Origin of the sequence: Curtobacterium sp. P97 (assembly GCF_023712445.1) — a bacterium.
Classification (GTDB): Bacteria; Actinomycetota; Actinomycetes; order Actinomycetales; family Microbacteriaceae; genus Curtobacterium.
Map to the genome: position 1 here is coordinate 50,321 of NZ_JAMAYF010000012.1, position 14,434 is coordinate 64,754.

The 14,434-nt window shown below is 67.8% G+C and carries 17 protein-coding genes and 1 pseudogene; 3 read left to right on the forward strand and 15 right to left on the reverse strand.

Going from position 1 to position 14,434, the window contains the following annotated elements; genetic code table 11:
* Window positions 1-8 precede the first annotated feature (8 nt).
* The 10 genes from M3677_RS13445 to M3677_RS13495 form a co-directional block, all read right to left on the reverse strand.
* Complete coding sequence (locus tag M3677_RS13445) at window positions 9-593, reverse strand: signal peptidase II (protein ID WP_175325091.1); 585 nt, start codon at window positions 591-593, stop codon at window positions 9-11.
* Window positions 590-1,180, reverse strand: coding sequence for a TlpA disulfide reductase family protein (locus M3677_RS13450; RefSeq protein ID WP_251155653.1), 591 nt, complete (start codon window positions 1,178-1,180; stop codon window positions 590-592). Before M3677_RS13450 ends, M3677_RS13445 begins: the two co-directional genes overlap by 4 nt.
* Before the next feature lie 23 nt (window positions 1,181-1,203).
* Window positions 1,204-1,881 (reverse strand): thioredoxin domain-containing protein, encoded by a 678-nt coding sequence (locus M3677_RS13455; protein ID WP_175325093.1) that lies wholly within the window; start codon window positions 1,879-1,881, stop codon window positions 1,204-1,206.
* Between the two features lie 15 nt (window positions 1,882-1,896).
* On the reverse strand, window positions 1,897-3,129 hold the full coding sequence (locus M3677_RS18485) for a M23 family metallopeptidase (RefSeq protein WP_251155654.1): 1,233 nt from the start codon (window positions 3,127-3,129) through the stop codon (window positions 1,897-1,899).
* Window positions 3,130-3,152: 23 nt separating this feature from the next.
* On the reverse strand, window positions 3,153-3,749 hold the full coding sequence (locus tag M3677_RS18155) for a copper resistance CopC family protein (protein ID WP_175325095.1): 597 nt from the start codon (window positions 3,747-3,749) through the stop codon (window positions 3,153-3,155).
* 12 nt (window positions 3,750-3,761) lie between these two features.
* On the reverse strand, window positions 3,762-4,178 hold the full coding sequence (locus M3677_RS13475; RefSeq protein WP_308201983.1) for a M23 family metallopeptidase: 417 nt from the start codon (window positions 4,176-4,178) through the stop codon (window positions 3,762-3,764).
* Window positions 4,179-4,741: 563 nt separating this feature from the next.
* Window positions 4,742-5,158 carry a hypothetical protein gene (locus tag M3677_RS13480; protein WP_175325097.1) on the reverse strand — a complete coding sequence of 139 codons (417 nt, stop codon included), beginning with the start codon at window positions 5,156-5,158 and terminating at the stop codon, window positions 4,742-4,744.
* 151 nt (window positions 5,159-5,309) lie between these two features.
* Window positions 5,310-7,274 carry a cytochrome c oxidase assembly protein gene (locus M3677_RS13485; RefSeq protein WP_251155655.1) on the reverse strand — a complete coding sequence of 655 codons (1,965 nt, stop codon included), beginning with the start codon at window positions 7,272-7,274 and terminating at the stop codon, window positions 5,310-5,312.
* Between the two features lie 110 nt (window positions 7,275-7,384).
* Window positions 7,385-8,311 (reverse strand): cation diffusion facilitator family transporter, encoded by a 927-nt coding sequence (locus M3677_RS13490; RefSeq protein WP_175325098.1) that lies wholly within the window; start codon window positions 8,309-8,311, stop codon window positions 7,385-7,387.
* On the reverse strand, window positions 8,308-8,670 hold the full coding sequence (locus tag M3677_RS13495; RefSeq protein ID WP_175325099.1) for a metalloregulator ArsR/SmtB family transcription factor: 363 nt from the start codon (window positions 8,668-8,670) through the stop codon (window positions 8,308-8,310). Before M3677_RS13495 ends, M3677_RS13490 begins: the two co-directional genes overlap by 4 nt.
* A gap of 106 nt (window positions 8,671-8,776) precedes the next feature.
* Between M3677_RS13495 and M3677_RS13500 the strand changes: the two genes are divergently transcribed.
* The 3 genes and pseudogenes from M3677_RS13500 to M3677_RS13510 all read left to right on the forward strand — a co-directional run.
* The gene (locus M3677_RS13500; protein ID WP_251155657.1) at window positions 8,777-9,130 is read left to right on the forward strand and encodes a helix-turn-helix transcriptional regulator; all 354 of its coding nucleotides are present in this window, start codon (window positions 8,777-8,779) and stop codon (window positions 9,128-9,130) included.
* Window positions 9,127-9,810 carry a cation diffusion facilitator family transporter gene (locus tag M3677_RS13505; protein ID WP_251160808.1) on the forward strand — a complete coding sequence of 228 codons (684 nt, stop codon included), beginning with the start codon at window positions 9,127-9,129 and terminating at the stop codon, window positions 9,808-9,810. The genes M3677_RS13500 and M3677_RS13505 overlap by 4 nt, the downstream gene beginning before the upstream one ends.
* Before the next feature lie 361 nt (window positions 9,811-10,171).
* Window positions 10,172-11,000, forward strand: a pseudogene (locus M3677_RS13510) (IS5 family transposase); the annotation flags it as partial.
* Here M3677_RS13510 and M3677_RS13515 read toward each other — a convergent pair.
* The 5 genes from M3677_RS13515 to M3677_RS13535 form a co-directional block, all read right to left on the reverse strand.
* Window positions 10,999-11,328 carry a hypothetical protein gene (locus M3677_RS13515; RefSeq protein ID WP_175325937.1) on the reverse strand — a complete coding sequence of 110 codons (330 nt, stop codon included), beginning with the start codon at window positions 11,326-11,328 and terminating at the stop codon, window positions 10,999-11,001. The pseudogene M3677_RS13510 and the gene M3677_RS13515 sit on opposite strands and share 2 nt — an antisense overlap.
* Window positions 11,329-11,499: 171 nt before the next feature.
* A complete protein-coding gene (locus M3677_RS13520) occupies window positions 11,500-11,727 on the reverse strand; it encodes a hypothetical protein (protein ID WP_251160809.1) in 228 nt (75 codons plus the stop codon).
* A 370-nt stretch (window positions 11,728-12,097) separates the two neighbouring features.
* On the reverse strand, window positions 12,098-12,586 hold the full coding sequence (locus M3677_RS13525; RefSeq protein WP_251160810.1) for a GNAT family N-acetyltransferase: 489 nt from the start codon (window positions 12,584-12,586) through the stop codon (window positions 12,098-12,100).
* 29 nt (window positions 12,587-12,615) lie between these two features.
* A complete protein-coding gene (locus tag M3677_RS13530; protein ID WP_251160811.1) occupies window positions 12,616-13,011 on the reverse strand; it encodes a low molecular weight phosphatase family protein in 396 nt (131 codons plus the stop codon).
* Window positions 13,012-13,023: 12 nt separating this feature from the next.
* Window positions 13,024-14,424, reverse strand: coding sequence for an FAD-dependent oxidoreductase (locus M3677_RS13535; protein ID WP_251160812.1), 1,401 nt, complete (start codon window positions 14,422-14,424; stop codon window positions 13,024-13,026).
* Window positions 14,425-14,434: the final 10 nt, after the last annotated feature.

Genomic DNA, 14,434 nt, shown 5'->3' on the forward strand with positions numbered 1-14,434 from the left:
GAGCGAGGTCATCGCAGCTTCTCTGACGTCGAGGTCGCCGCGTTGGTGGTGGCGGTGGTAGCTCCGCGGTGGCGGCGTTTGGACGGCGAGGTGCGTGCGTAGGTGAGGGCGAGGAGGCCGACGCCGACCGCGATGGCGATATCGGCGATGTTGCCGATGGCCAGATTGGCGTAGTTGATCATGTCGACGACGACGCCGCTGCCGAATTGGTCGCCGCGGGCGAGCCGGTCTAACAGGTTGCCGACGGCGCCGCCGAGCAGCACGCCGACTCCTGCGGTGTATTTCGGCGGGATGCCGAGGACGGTTCGGGTGAGGAGTCCGATGACGACAACGGTCGAGGCCAGCGACAGGATCCAGGTCGTGTCGCTACCGAGGGAGAACGCTGCCCCGGTGTTGAAGGCCAGCCGCAGGCCGAGCAGCTCTCCGACGAGGGGGATCGTCCGGTGCGGGTCGAGGTGCCAGAGGGCCCACTGCTTACTGATCTGGTCGAGGACCGCGATGGCGGTACCGGTGACGATGACCGCGATGAGTGTGCGCCGGGATCGCCAGCGTGATCGTTGTCGGTCAGCGCCGACGGGTGCGGGCTGCGTCATCGGCGCAGCTCGTCGTCGATGAGTGTGGACAAGGTGCCGGGTCCATCGATCGCGCCGACGATGCGAGCGGCGACGCGACCCTTGGTGTCGAGCACGATGGTGGTGGGGACAGCGTTCGGGGCTACTTCACCGGAGAGCGCCAACTGCATCCGGGCCTGATCATTGTCGAGCACGCTGGGGTAGGGGATGTTGAAGCGCCGTTCGAAGGCGTCCGCTGTGCCCTTCGCGTCGCGGACGTTCACGCCGATCATTTGCACGTTCTGGTCCTGGTAGCGATCCCAGACGGTATTGAGGTGCTTCGCTTCCGCGCGGCACGGCGGGCATGCGGCGTACCAGAAGTTGAGCACGACGACCTTGCCCTGAAGGTCGGCGGAGCGCATCGGTTCTCCGTCCGAGGAGACCTCGTCGAAGTCGATGACGGTTTTCCGGTTCGCAGTGGGCACTTGGGTGACAGTGCCGTCCCCGGAGACGTAGTTTTTCGTGCCGCCGTCACGGTATTGCGCGCTCAGACCGGTGTTGGTGTCGCTGTTGGAGGAGCAGCCGGTGAGCACGAGCGCGCTGCTGACGGCGAGCACAACGGTTGCCACGATGATCCGGGTTTGCCGGGGCCTCATTGGGCTTCCTCGAGTGCTGCGTCGACGGCGTCCTGCAGGTCGGTGTACGACTGCAGCGTGACCGGTTTGCCGTTGATGAAGAACGTCGGGGTGCTGCTCACACCGAGCTGGGTGCCGAGGTTGACGTCGTCCTGGATGAGCTTCTGCACGCTGGAGCTGTCGACGTCGCGGTCGTACTGTCGCATGTCGAGGCCGAGGTCTTCGGCGTAGCCGCGGAACCGGTCGGCCTGGGAGTCGGTGCCCCGCTCACCCCACTCGGCTTGCGTCTCGTACATCCGCTGGTACATCGGCTCGAGCTGGTTCTGGCGAGCTGCTGCTTCGACTGCGCTTGCGGAGGTGCGGGAGTTGCCGTGTCCGGGGAGCGGGAAGTAGCGGAACCCGAACGTGATCTTGCCGGCGTAGTCCTTCCGGAGCTGTTCGACGTAGGGGTAGAACGCACCGCACGCTTCGCATTCGAAGTCGAGGAACTCAACGACGGTGATCGCTCCGTCGCCTTCCTCGCCGAGTACGTGCGTCGGCGTGAGCGCTTCAGCTGTGGCCGCTGCCGTGCTGGCTGGAGTACCAGCACGGGTGTTTTCGATGTTCGCCCGGATGACGAACACGGCGATGAGGATGATGACGAGCGCTCCGGCGATGACGCCGGAGATGATGCCGATGCGGGCGCTTTTGGTCATGTGCTGGCCTTTCAATCACGCGCCGCGCGCGTTGAGGAACGGTGTCGGGGGGACGGGGGTGCCGTTCTGACGGATCTCGAAGTGGAGGTGACAGCCGGTGGACAGGCCGGCGTTACCGACTGCGGCGACGGTCTGGCCGGCGCTGACTTTCTGGCCAGCTCGCACGAGCACCCCCGAGGAGAACATGTGCGCGTAGTTGCTGGTGACGCCGCCGCCGTGGTCGATGGTGATGAGGTTGCCGTAGTCGCCATAGGGGCCCGCGTAGGTGACGGTGCCGGCAGCGACGGCGTAGAGGCCGGTGCCGCACGCGGCTCCGAAATCGTCGCCGGCGTGCAGCCGGTAGTAGTTGAGAATTGGGTGGAGGCGGTTGCCGTAGGCCTGGTACGACGAGTACGACCGGATCGGTTTCGTCCATCCGGACGACGACGCGGCCCCTGGGTTCCCGCCTGGTGCAGCCGCTGAGTCTGCAGTGCTTGGTGGGGTCTGTGCTGCGCGGGCCGCAGCTGCTGCTGCGGCGATCCGGGCAGCTTCCGCTCGGGCTGCTGCGACGCGGCGCCGTTCCGCTTCTGCGTACGCCGACTCGGTGTTGAGCGTGTGGTCCCGCAGGACTGCAAGCTGGTCGGTGAGTTCCTGCTTCCGGGATCGTTGCGCCGTCTCGGCCTCGGCAGCCTCTGTGGCGGCTGCCGTAGCGGCAGCGAAGGTGTCAGCTGCCTTCTGCTGCAACCGGTCCCGTTCGCGGCGGGCGGCGGCTGCTTGCTTGGTTAACGCCTCCGCGGTTCCGGCGCGGGTTGCCGCGTCCTCGAGCGCAGCGTTCATGGTGTCGGTCACCTTTGACGCGGTGCCGAGCCGCTCGAGGAGGGTGTCACTATCCGCGGTGATCGATGCGGTCAGGTCACGCCCGGCCGACCGGGACAGGTACGCCGACCACGCCGCGATCTGCTCCTCAGCGCCTGCTGCTTCTGAACGGGCGGTGCTGGCTTGCTTGGTGAGGGTGTCGTACTTGCCGGTTGCGGTGTCCGCTGCATCTTGCGCAGTTTGCAGCTCCTTGCCGCGGGCTGCTGCAGTCTGCTTCGCTGCGGCGGTCGCGGTTTCGAGCTGCTGCACCAGGGCAGTGATCTCCGCGGCTTTCGATTCCGCGGCCGCTTCACTCTTCCGCGCCTCGAGCACATCAGCCCATGTCGGCGCGGTCGCCGCGGCGGCGGGGACGGCTATGACAAAGCTGGCGACGGCGACAGTGAGGGCAGTCACGGCGGCGAGGACATGCCGGCGCATCACTCGGGTGCCTTCGGGCGGCGGCGAGTGAGGAGAAGAATCCCGACGATTGCCACGATGAAGAGGGCGGTCAGGCCGGCAAGGACCCAGATTCCGGCGCTGTTACTCGGGGCCGATTCCGCGCCGGAGGCGGCAGGAGTCGCCGCGGATGACGCTGCAGCTGTCGGAGTGGGGGTCTCCTGCGGGGTTGACGCGGATGGGGTGGGGGAGGGTGTGCTGCCGGTGGAGGTGAACTGGTAGCTGCCGGAGATGGGGTGACCGTCGACAGACACGCTCCGCCAGGTGACGGTGTAGGAACCGGGCGTGGTGATGGTGATCGGCTTGGTGAGGGTGCTGCCGTCCACGGTGATCTGGCCGGTGGTGACTTCTTCATCGTCCGGGTCGACGACGCTGATGATGATGCCGCTCTCCAGCGCTGCGAGCGGCGGCTCTGAGTACGTCAGGGTGATCTGGTCGAGGTCCCCGGCGACAGTACTGTCGGCGGCTGGGTTGGCGGACGCGAGGGCGTCGTGGGCTGCGGCTGGGGTTGCGGTGACGAGGACAGCGGCGAGGACCGCAACGGGAACTGCGGTGGCGATCAGAGCGCGAAGACGCACGGGGAACCTTTCCTAGAAGACACGGCCAGCGTTGGCGCGAAGCCACGTGTCCGGATTGATGGGCGTGGTGCCGTCCTGGTGCACTTCGAGGTGCAGGTGCGCGCCGGTGCTCCGGCCGGAGGAACCGACGAGACCGACCCGGTCGCCTGCGGCCACGGTCTGCCCGACCCGCAGCGGCGAGGAGCCGACGATCATGTGTGCGTAGAGGGTGGAAACCAGTCGACCGTTGATGCGGTGGTCGATGATCGCGTACTGGCCGAATTCCGAATGTCGGCCGGCGACGCGCACGGTGCCGGCAGCGACGGCACCGATCGGCGTCCCCATACCAGGCGTCAAATCCAGCCCCTGGTGGGCGCTTGAGCAGGTTGCGCATGGGCGATCCGGTACCCGAACCCGGAGCTCATCGGCACCGGGCCGGGGAACGGCCACTGCACGTCCCCACCGCCGGTCGACGCCCCCACTGCCGGTATTCCTGACGAGCCTGCCGACGTCGCGGGGGCCGGTGCAGGGGCGGAGACCGTGAAGCTGTCGCGGGTGAGGTTCGGGTCGAGTGCTGCGGCTGCGACGGTCAGTGTCTGCGCGGGCGCCGCAGTTGCTAGTGGCATCCCGGGTGTGGCCGCGACCGCAGTCGGGCCCGGGAGGGCTGCGGACGCGAATAGCACCACCGCTGCCGCTGCCGCCGTCGCGGCTGCAGCTGACGGGACGGGACGCGCCCGACCAGCGGACGTTGCGACTGGAGCCGGCGGCGTCACAGTCCGGCGAGGGGTGCTGCGACCACCGGTTCCTGCAGTCACCCGTCTGCGGGTGACGGGGCGCGAACGGGTTTCGAGGCGCTCAGCGGCAAGGGCTTCACGGCGGGTCAGTGGAGCCAAGGGACGTTCGGAGTTGGCAGGGGTGGGTGCGGGAGTATTCACGCGTCGAAAGGTCTTCCGGTGAGGTGCGGGCAGGACGCAACTGACGGCCCCGCAGCGCAGGGTCGTCTGGAAGAGTGATCAGACGCGCGCGATCGAGAGCACCGTCAGCGATACCGCTGATGGTGCTGCCATACGCCGCGGCACCATGGCCACACGGGCGAGCATCTGCGACAGGGTGAACAGCGACCGCCGCGGCGAGGTGATCGCTGCCAGCGCGGCGACCGCGCCAACGACCATCGCCGCCAACCCGAGCAGGGCGCAGAAGATGCTCGCGGCACCATGCTCCGCATCCACATGCGTCGCCGCCGGGTCGACTTCGGCTGTGTCGAGGGCAGATGCGACGGCGCCGGTGAGCGTCGGGATTGCTTCGTCGGTGTGGCTGGCGAGGTTCTGCAGTGTTAGCGCACCCAGCAGCAGCAAGACGGCAGCAACGACCGCGGTGACTGCTCGAAGCAGCCGGAGCGGGAGGTCGTGGCGAAGTGTCGTCATGATCATGTGGGGGCCGTGCGCGGCTTCATCCAGTGTGCAGGACGCGTTCGCGCCGCACAGACTGGATGGTGGCGTGTTGCCGCCGCGCTGATTGTCGGGGATCCGGATGGGAGAGCACTGCAAACCGGCGCCAGTGGCGGGTCGTGCTGCTGTTGGGCTAGTCACGGTCGTTGAGGGCGGCGAGCCGGTCGTTGTAGGCGGTCAGGTCTGCGTCGCCGTCCCGGTCAGCTTGCCGGTCGAGGCGTTTCGCGGTGCGCTCTTCCGAGCGTCGCCAGTTCCGGACGACGAGGAGCGCGACGAACACCATCGGCAACTCACCCGCTCCCCAGGCGATCCCGCCGCCGGTGCGTTGGTCCGCCAGGAGCGCTGCGGTGTCGGTCTGTCCGAGAGCACGGAACCAGTCGAGCGCGTACACGGTTGCGCTGCTCATCACCGCGACGCCGAAGAACGCGTGGAACGCCAGCGTCGCCAGCAACGCGATGATCAGGATCGGGTACGGCGGCCGGCGGGGGCCGGGGTCGATTCCGACGAAGACCCAGAAGAACAGGTACCCGCTGAGCACGAAGTGCAGCACCATCGCGACGTGCCATTCATGGGACTGCATCGACGCTTGGAACGCACCTGTGAAGTAGAACGCGACCAGCGAGCCGGCGAAGATGACACCGGCGACGGCGGGTTGGGCGAGGAACTGCATCCACTTCGAGTGCACGAACAGCAGCAGCCACTCGCGGGCGCCACGGGAGCCGTCGTTGCGGATCGGCAGGGTCCGGAGGGCAAGGAGAACTGGACCGCCAAGGACCAGCGGCAACGGGACGAACATCATCAGCAGCATGTGCTGGATCATGTGGCTGGAGAAGTGGATCATGCCGTACACGGCGGGGCCGCCGTTCATCGTCCAGATGAACACCGCGCAGCCGAGCACCCAGCTGATCGTGCGACCGATCGGCCACCGATCGCCGCGCTGCCGTAGTTTCCGGACGGCCAGGAGATACCAGACGATCCCGGTCACGGCGAGGGCGGTCCACACCCAGTCCCAGTGCCATGCGGTGAGAAACCGTTGAAGCGTCTGCGGATCCGGGTACGTGTACCCGATCAGCCCGTCGCGCGTGTCCGCGCCAACTGTAGGGGCCTGTGGGATCGGCGGCTGGCTGCGAGATACGGCCACGGATGCGCCGATGGCGATCGCCATGAACACGATTTCCGCTAACGCGAACCGGACGAACAGCCGTCGGTTCGTGGGCTCGCGCAGCAGCCCCGGGACGATTTTTCGTCGTTGGACCGCACCAGCAACGCCGAGGAGCACCAGAGCTCCAGCTTTCACGGTAATCAGCCACCCGTAGGAGGTGGTGACCAGGTCCAGCGGGCCGGTGAGACGGAGCGAAGCGTTCACAACGCCGGAGAACGCGACCGCGCCGAACGCCCACCCGGCAAGGGCCGAGTAGCGGGCGATGACCCGGCCGGTGGCACCCTTGGTGCGGGTCCGCAGCAGCAGCACCGCGACGAGCCCCCCGACCCATACGCACACCCCGACGAGGTGAATCGCCAGGGAGTTCACGGCGTTGGCGTGTTCCAGGGAACCCGCGGCGTGACCGGAGAGAGATAGTGGCAGCAGCGCGAAGAGCGCAGCAACGGTCGCGACAGCGAGGGTCGTTACGCGAGTCGCGAAGGCGGCGAGGACTGTTGCAATCAGCGCCGCGATGGCGGACACCAGGTACACCTGGCCTGCCTCCAGGCGGAACAAGAACTCCGGGAAGATCCGGTTGAACACGGCGCTGCCGATGGGAGCGCCAATTGTGTTCGCGCCGGTGAACACGATGCCCGCGACAGCGGCGAGGAACCAGACTGCTCCCGATGTTGCCGCCCACCGGGCAGCACGGTGTTGGACGCTGGAGACAGCGCCGTGGTCGGTGCGGCGGGCCGGCAACGCGAACGCGGCCACGATCAACAGCCCAACAGTGACGGCCGCCATCGCGTCATGTAGGACTCGTGCGACGGGCATGCCCCAACGGACGAGGCTGCCGGCGTCGACGAGCTGCGTTTCCTCGTTCAGCGCGCCGGTCATCGTCAGGCCGAGCAGCGCGCAGCCAAGGGCAACGGGCACGGCGACGGTCAGCACCGTCACCGTATTGGCACCCTGTCGGCTGAGCTGCTGAGGGGCTGTGGGAGCGGTCACCGAAGCCACCTGCCTGCGCGGGTTTGGGTGCGGTGGTCGGTGCGGGGCATGGAGTCCGATCAGGTGTGTGGGGTGTGCTCGTGCTGCGTGTGACCGGCAGGTTCGAGCTGGAATGTCGAGTGCTCGACGCTGACCTCGAAATGCTCGGCGACACAGGTCTGCAGCTCATCCAGAAGCGCCGGCAGTGAACCGTCTGTGAAGGAGTCGCGGTCGACGATGACGTGCGCCGTCAGCACGGGCAGTCCGGTCGCGATCTGGCTGGCGTGCAAGTCGTGCACATCCACGACGCGGTCCCGTTCCAGGAGGTGCTGCCGCACCGCGTCGAGGTCCAGACCCGACGGGGTGGTCTCAAGCAGCACGCTCACTGTCTCACGAAGCAGCTTGAAGGCCCGCGGAAGGATCAGAACGCCAATCAGCAACCCCGCAATCGCATCCGCGCCACCCCATCCGGTGACCGTGATGACGAGCGCGGCGACGATGACCGCGACGGACCCGAGCGCGTCATTGACGACCTCGAGGAACGCCGCCCGAAGATTGAAGTTCGCGTTTCGTCCGCTGACCAGGACCAGGATCGACGCGATGTTGCCGACCAGGCCGATCACACCAAACGTCAGCAGCCCCGCCGAAGCGATCTCCGGCGGCGCGAACAACCGCTGAACACCCTCGATCAGCACGAACAGACCCACCGCCAGCAGCACCGCAGCCTGCGCGGTCGCAGACAGCACTTCCGCGCGAGCGAACCCCCACGTGCGCTTCGCTGTGGCCGGTCGGCGTGCGAGGTTCGCTGCGATCAACGCGGTCGCGAGGCCGCCGGCGTCGGTGAGCATGTGTGCCGCATCGACCAACAAGGCGAGGCTGTTGGTCAGGATCGCGCCGACCACTTCCGCGACAAGGATCGTCGCCGTGATCGAAAACGCGATTGCGAGGCGCTTGCGATTCACTGCGTGCGCGTGCGCGTCCGCGGCGTGGTCATGTCCGGTGCTCATGCGTCGTGCTCCGCACTGTGGTGGTGTCGCACCACGTCGCCGACCGTGTGCTCGGCTTGGAAGATGGCGTCGTGCACGAGCTTGTTCGCGTGGTCGTTCGCCAGCCGGTAGAACACGCGATTGCCCTCCTGCCGGGTGGTCACCATCCGCGCCATCCGCAGCTTCGCCAGGTGTTGAGACACCGCCGCCTGCGACCGGTCGACCGTCGCCGCGAGATGGTTCACCGACAACTCGTCCTCCCGCAACGCCAGGATCAGGCGAATCCGGGTGGGATCAGCGAGCATCGAGAAGATCTCGGCCGCAATCTCGACGTGAGCATCGTCAAACTCCGACAGTCCCACGTTCGAATATTCGTTCATGCGAATATCCTTGCATGGCGAGCAGGCAGACGGCAACGCCGTGTCCGTCGGTTTCTGTAGTCGACAACTACCAGCTACACGTCATTGGAGACTGTATAGTCACCGCATGCTGACCATTGCTTCGCGGCTTGACGTGATGACCCGTCTCGGACGTGCCCTGGCCGATCCGTCCCGAGCCCGGATCCTGCTTCGGCTGCTGGACGAACCCGGCTACCCGGCACGCCTGGCGGACGAGCTGCAGTTGACCCGCACGAACGTGTCGAACCACCTTGCGTGTCTCCGCGGCTGCGGCATCGTCGTCGCCGTCCCGGAGGGGCGCAGCACCCGGTACGAGATCGCGGACCCGCACCTCACGCGAGCGCTGGGCGCACTGGTCGACGTCGTTCTCGCCGTCGATGACGGCGCCGAGTGTACGGACGAGGACTGCGACGTCCCGCTGTGCTGCGGAGCCGGCGCATGAGCGCCGCGATGCAGCTTGGTGCGCCCCTGACCGCCGCGCGTCGGACGCTGTTGCAGCGACGGGTGCGGTGGATCGTCGCCGCGACGATCACCTACAACGTGATCGAAGCCATGATCGCGATCGCCGCCGGCACGGTGGCGTCCTCCACAGCGCTGATCGGGTTCGGTCTCGACTCCATCGTGGAAGTGCTCTCCGCTGCAGCGGTCGCGTGGCAGTTCGCCGGCCGCGACCCGGAAGCGCGCGAGCGCACCGCGTTGAAGGTCATCGCGGTGTCGTTCTTCGGCCTCGCGCTGTACGTCACCGTCGACGCCGGCCTCACCTTCGCCGGGCTTCGCGAGCCAGAGCACAGCACCGTTGGCATCGTCCTCGCCGCGGTGAGCCTCGCGGTGATGCCGTTCCTCAGCTTGCTGGAACGGCGCACCGGGAAGGAACTCGGCTCCGCGTCCGCTATCGCTGACTCGAAGCAGACCCTCGTGTGCAGCTACCTGTCCGCCGCGGTCCTGGTTGGCCTACTGCTGAACACGCTGTTCGGGTGGACTTGGGCTGACCCGGTGGCGGGGCTGGTCGTGGTGGTCTTCGCGGTCCGGGAGGGGTTGGAGGCCTGGCGCGGCGACGCGTGTAAGCAGCCGGTGTCGGCGCTGACCGGTGAGCGCGACGTCGACACCTGCGACTGCTGCTGACGGGCTGGGCTCCTTGTGCAGCGCGGGGAGCGGTTCCTGCTCGACTGGTTCGAGTTCGAGGCCATCGCGGACGGGTACCGGCTCTGGTCTGCGGACGATCGAGAGCCCGTCGCGGACGTCGAGGCGCTGCCGGAACAGTGCCAGGTGTGCATGCTCCGCTCGGGGCTCCGGTTCCGATACGACAGTCTCGATGACGTCGAGCGGCGGGTGGGTGCATGTCGCCTGCTCGGTCTGTAGGGGTCTCGGCAGACCGTCCCGCGGCCCATCTGGCTAGGGCGTGTTGATCAAGAGGTTCCGCTCCTCGGTGGGTGAGTCTTGAACGGTGACGCGACAGGAGATCTCTGACGAGGTGTGGGCCGTGATGGAGCCGTTGATGCCGACGGTGACCGGTCGGTCGCGGCCGTGGACGGATCACCGGCTCGCTATCGAGGGGATGGCGTGGAAGTACCGGACCGGTGCGCCGTGGCGTGACGTTCCGGAACGGTTCGGGAAGTGGAACTCGATCTACAAGCGGTTCAACCGGTGGGCCGGGGACGGCACCTGGCAGAAGCTGCTCACCGAGGTGCAGAAGCAGGCCGACGCCGCTGGGGAAATCGACTGGGTCGTCTCGATCGACTCCACGATCGCGCGCGTGCATCAGCACGGCGCGACCCTCGCCCGGGACACAGGGGGCTGTGCCGAATCACAAGAATCCGTGGTCCGAGCCGCCTGATCACGGGATCGGACGCTCCCGCGGCGGGCTGACGACCAAACTGCACCTGGTCTGCGACGGCCGCGGCCGGCCGCTGAGCATGATGATCACCGCCGGGAACATCAACGACACCACGATGATGAGCGCGGTGCTGGAGAACATCCGCGTTCCCCGCGACGGGAAGGGCCGCCCCCGCACCCGCCCCGACCGGGTGCTCGCCGACAAGGGGTACCCCTCAAGGGCGAACCGCGCCTGGCTCCGCGACCGGAGGATCGCGGCGACCATCCCCGAGCGGGACGACCAGATCGCGCACCGCCGCAAGAAGCCGGGCCGGCCGATCGCTTTCGGCGACAAGCAGAAGGAACGCTACAAGGGACGCAACGTCGTAGAACGCTGCTTCAACCGTCTCAAGCAGTGGCGCGGCATCGCGATGCGCTCGGACAAACTCGCCCGCAACTACCGAGCCGCCGTCAGCCTCGCCGCGGCGCTGATCTGGATCAAGACCGATCTCCGCCGAGCGCTTCGCGCTCCTGCAGCGTGCGCTCAAGCTGTCCCACCGTCGGCGCACCCGCAAAGCCGCGCTCGGTCAGATAGACCCTGCACGCCAAGTCGGCAGTGTTCCCCTGGGACGGGAACAAGTCCTGACCGTCCAGAAGAATCGTGGGCGAGCCCGCGAAACCAGAGCTCACCGCCTCAGCCTCGGTGCGGATCAACACGAACTCCACCGGAACATCGCCCCGTCCGATCGAGTCGAGCACCAGCCGTACTCGATCGCCCGCCTCCTGCCAATTCGGGCAATCCTCGATATGCAGCACCTGGATCTTCATACGCCCATTCTCCCGCGCAACTCGCGGCGGCTGGCCACCCCGCACCTTCTTGATCAACACGCCCTAGGAAGACGGGCCATTGGTGCTTGCAATCTCACATGAGGCACCCCTATCGATACAAGTCAAGGTAGAGCTCTCCTTCCCGAATGAGGGTTGGCGTTTTTTCGGCGGCTACTTCTTCCCAAGGCGGGCTCGTCGCAGTTCTGCGACGATGCGTGCCCGCTCGGGGTCTCTGGCCAGCGTGCGATCGTCGACGACGTCCACGATGTGCTTGACCAGCTCCACGACCTGCTTGCGCAGAAGGAAGCCGAGCACGGCGAGGACGACCGTGATGACGACGGTCAGGATGGTGCCGCCGAAGGCCGTCAGCATGTCCACCATGGTGTCGGTGATGGGCATGTTGCCTCCTTCGGGTTTGGCCGTGTGGCCAGCCCGCTCGTCGTGAGCGGGGGGTCCAGAGCGTCGGTAGCGGACGCGAGCGCCCGGTGGGCGCGTAATGCCTCTATGCGCGGAGCGGTCGGCTTGCTGTGCGCTCGCGCGTTGAGGGCATAGAAAAGGCCGGCCCTGACGGGTCCGGCCTGTTCGTGGTGTTCGGGAGCTGCGCTGAGGGCAGAGTCGTCTCGAGCGGTTCCAGCCTACGGTTCGGGCCGGACATGACGAAAGCCAGTCCAATGGACCGGCTTTTTGCGCGCACTAATGACGCGTGCCTCAGCATAGCAGGTTCTGGAACGTACCTGCAAGCATGCGGATTGGAGCGTGCCGCTCCCGCTCAGGAGCCGACGTGCCGGCTTCGGTGTTCGACGAGGACGTTGTCGCGCCACTGCCCGGCCCACGGCCCGAACGTCATGAGGCCGATGCGTTCGCGGGTGCCGAGTTCGCGGAACCCGTGTTGGCCGTGGAGGGTTCGGGAGGCGGTGTTTTCGGGGAAGATCCCGGACTGGATCGTCCAGATGCCAGCTGCTTCGGTTGACGTGATCAGCGCGTTGAGGAGCAGGTGTCCGACGCCGCGGCCGCGCGCTGCGGCGGCGACGTAGACGGAGTGCTCGACGACGCCCCGGTACACCGGCCGCGTGGAGGTCGGGGAGACCGCCACCCAGCCGAGGACCTCGTCGCCGTCGACGGCGACGAACCGGTGCTCGGGCAGCTTGCCAGCGTCAAATGCCTCCCAGGTCGGCGGTTCGGCCTCGAACGTCGCGTTGCCGGTGGCGATGCCGTCCCGGTAGATCGCCTCCACGTCTGGCCAGTCGGCGGCGGTCATCGGCCGAACGGTGACCGGGGTGCTGCCCGTCATGGGTGCAGGAGCTCGTCCTGGATGCGGGCGGCGACGGCGTCGCGCATGGGGCGGACGTCGTCGGGGGACCAGGAGTCCGGGTCCGGGAACGACCATTGCAACACCGTCCCGCGGGGCGTCGTGGGAAGGTCGAGGCCGGGCTTCATAAGCACGACGACGTCGGCCTGATCCAGCAGTTCTGGCGTGACCTTCCGCGGGGTGCGGTCCCTGATGTCAAGGCCGAGTTCCGCGACGGTCGCGGCGATCGACGGGTTCACCTCGTCGGCGGGGGCGATGCCGGCGGAGGTGGCGGTGTAGCGGTCGTCGGCGGCGAGTTCGAGGAGGGCTGCGCCGAGTTGGGAGCGGCCGGCGTTGTGCTTGCAGATGAACAGCACGGTGGGCTTGTCGGTCATGTGGGGTCCGGTTCAGTTGGTGCAGCAGGAGCTGCTGGCGGGCGGAGCGGCCGGTGCGGGGGCGGCGCAGCACGACGACCCCTCGGTCGCCTCGGCCGTCGTCGCGGGGACGCTGCAGGAGGATGAGCCGCCGATGTCGGTGGTGCAGACGCCGGTCTCGGGGAGGACAAGCTGCACGTCGCGGGCGGCCTGGTGGTCGCCGGCGAGTTCCGCGGCGATGGAGCGGACCTGCTCGTAGCCGGTGAGGAGCAGGAACGTGGGGGCGCGGCCGTAGGACTTCATGCCTGCGATGAAGAAGTTCGGTTCCGGGTGCGACAGTTCCGCGACACCGTGCGGCGGGACGGAGCCGCAGGAGTGGAGGTTCGGGTCGATCAGGGGTGCGAGGGCCCGGGGTGCTTCGACGACGTCGTCGAGTCCGAGGCGGATCTCGCGGAGCATGTCGAGGTCGGGGCGGAACCCGGTGGCGTTCACCACAACGTCGACCGCGACGGTGAACGGCTCCCCGGCGCGGCGGCCGGTGACGGTGACCTGGTCACCGTCGCCCCGGACGTCGTCGATCTCGAACGAGGCGAGCTGCTGAACCTGCCCGGACTCGACGAGGCCGTGCACGGTGGATCCGAGCTGCCCGCGGGCGGCAAGCCCATCGGCGGCATCCGCGCCGAGACGGGCGGTGCCGGCGTTCCGGATCGCCCACAGCAGCGTCGTGCCGGGTTCGTCCTTGGCGAGAGCGCCGAGCTTGATGAGCGTGTTCGCGGCCGAGTGCCCGGCCCCGACGACGAGGACCCGCTTCCCGGCGAACCGTGCCCGGTCCTCGCCGAGCACGTCAGGGAGAGCATGCACGATGCGGTCGCCGAGGTCCGCTGTGGGGGCGAGGCCGGCGGCTGTGAGCGGGTTCGGGGACGTGTAGGTGCCGGAGGTGTCGATGACGGCGCGGGCGGTGATGTCCTCGACACCGTCCGCGGCATGGAGGCGGAGGAGGAACGGGGTGTCGGCGCGGCCGGTGGAACGGGTGCGGTCCATGCCCTGCCGGGACACCGCCTCGACGCGGACGCCGTACCGGATCACCGGCGCCAGCTGGGGCGTCCGGGCGAGGGGGTCGAGGTACTGCTCGACGAGGTCGTGCCCGGTCGGCAGCGACGATCGGCGCGGCTCGGTCCAGCCGGTGGGTTCGAGGAGGCGGCGGGCGGCGTCGTCGATGACGTACCGCCACGGGGAGAACAGTCTGGTGTGCCCCCACGCCCGAACGGACGTGCCGACCTGGTATCCGGCTTCGTAGACGACGACGGATAGGCCCTGCTCGAGCAGGTGCGCGGCGGCTGCGAGCCCGACGGGGCCGGCGCCGATGACAGCGACGGGCAGCCCGGTCAGGCGGTCCGCGTCAGCACGGGGTGGGACGGTGAGGGTGAGGGTCATGGTCGTGGTC

What these genes read in the sequence shown, in the direction of transcription:
- M3677_RS13525 (WP_251160810.1), bottom strand. Translation starts at nt 12,586, where the DNA reads ATGACCGCCGCCGACTGGCCAGACGTGGAGGCGATCTACCGGGACGGC.
- M3677_RS13480 (WP_175325097.1), bottom strand. Translation starts at nt 5,158, where the DNA reads ATGATCATGACGACACTTCGCCACGACCTCCCGCTCCGGCTGCTTCGA.
- M3677_RS13500 (WP_251155657.1), top strand. Translation starts at nt 8,777, where the DNA reads ATGCTGACCATTGCTTCGCGGCTTGACGTGATGACCCGTCTCGGACGT.
- M3677_RS13505 (WP_251160808.1), top strand. Translation starts at nt 9,127, where the DNA reads ATGAGCGCCGCGATGCAGCTTGGTGCGCCCCTGACCGCCGCGCGTCGG.
- M3677_RS13520 (WP_251160809.1), bottom strand. Translation starts at nt 11,727, where the DNA reads ATGCCCATCACCGACACCATGGTGGACATGCTGACGGCCTTCGGCGGC.
- M3677_RS13445 (WP_175325091.1), bottom strand. Translation starts at nt 593, where the DNA reads ATGACGCAGCCCGCACCCGTCGGCGCTGACCGACAACGATCACGCTGG.
- M3677_RS13455 (WP_175325093.1), bottom strand. Translation starts at nt 1,881, where the DNA reads ATGACCAAAAGCGCCCGCATCGGCATCATCTCCGGCGTCATCGCCGGA.
- M3677_RS13515 (WP_175325937.1), bottom strand. Translation starts at nt 11,328, where the DNA reads ATGAAGATCCAGGTGCTGCATATCGAGGATTGCCCGAATTGGCAGGAG.
- M3677_RS13490 (WP_175325098.1), bottom strand. Translation starts at nt 8,311, where the DNA reads ATGAGCACCGGACATGACCACGCCGCGGACGCGCACGCGCACGCAGTG.
- M3677_RS13495 (WP_175325099.1), bottom strand. Translation starts at nt 8,670, where the DNA reads ATGAACGAATATTCGAACGTGGGACTGTCGGAGTTTGACGATGCTCAC.
- M3677_RS13530 (WP_251160811.1), bottom strand. Translation starts at nt 13,011, where the DNA reads ATGACCGACAAGCCCACCGTGCTGTTCATCTGCAAGCACAACGCCGGC.
- M3677_RS13535 (WP_251160812.1), bottom strand. Translation starts at nt 14,424, where the DNA reads ATGACCCTCACCCTCACCGTCCCACCCCGTGCTGACGCGGACCGCCTG.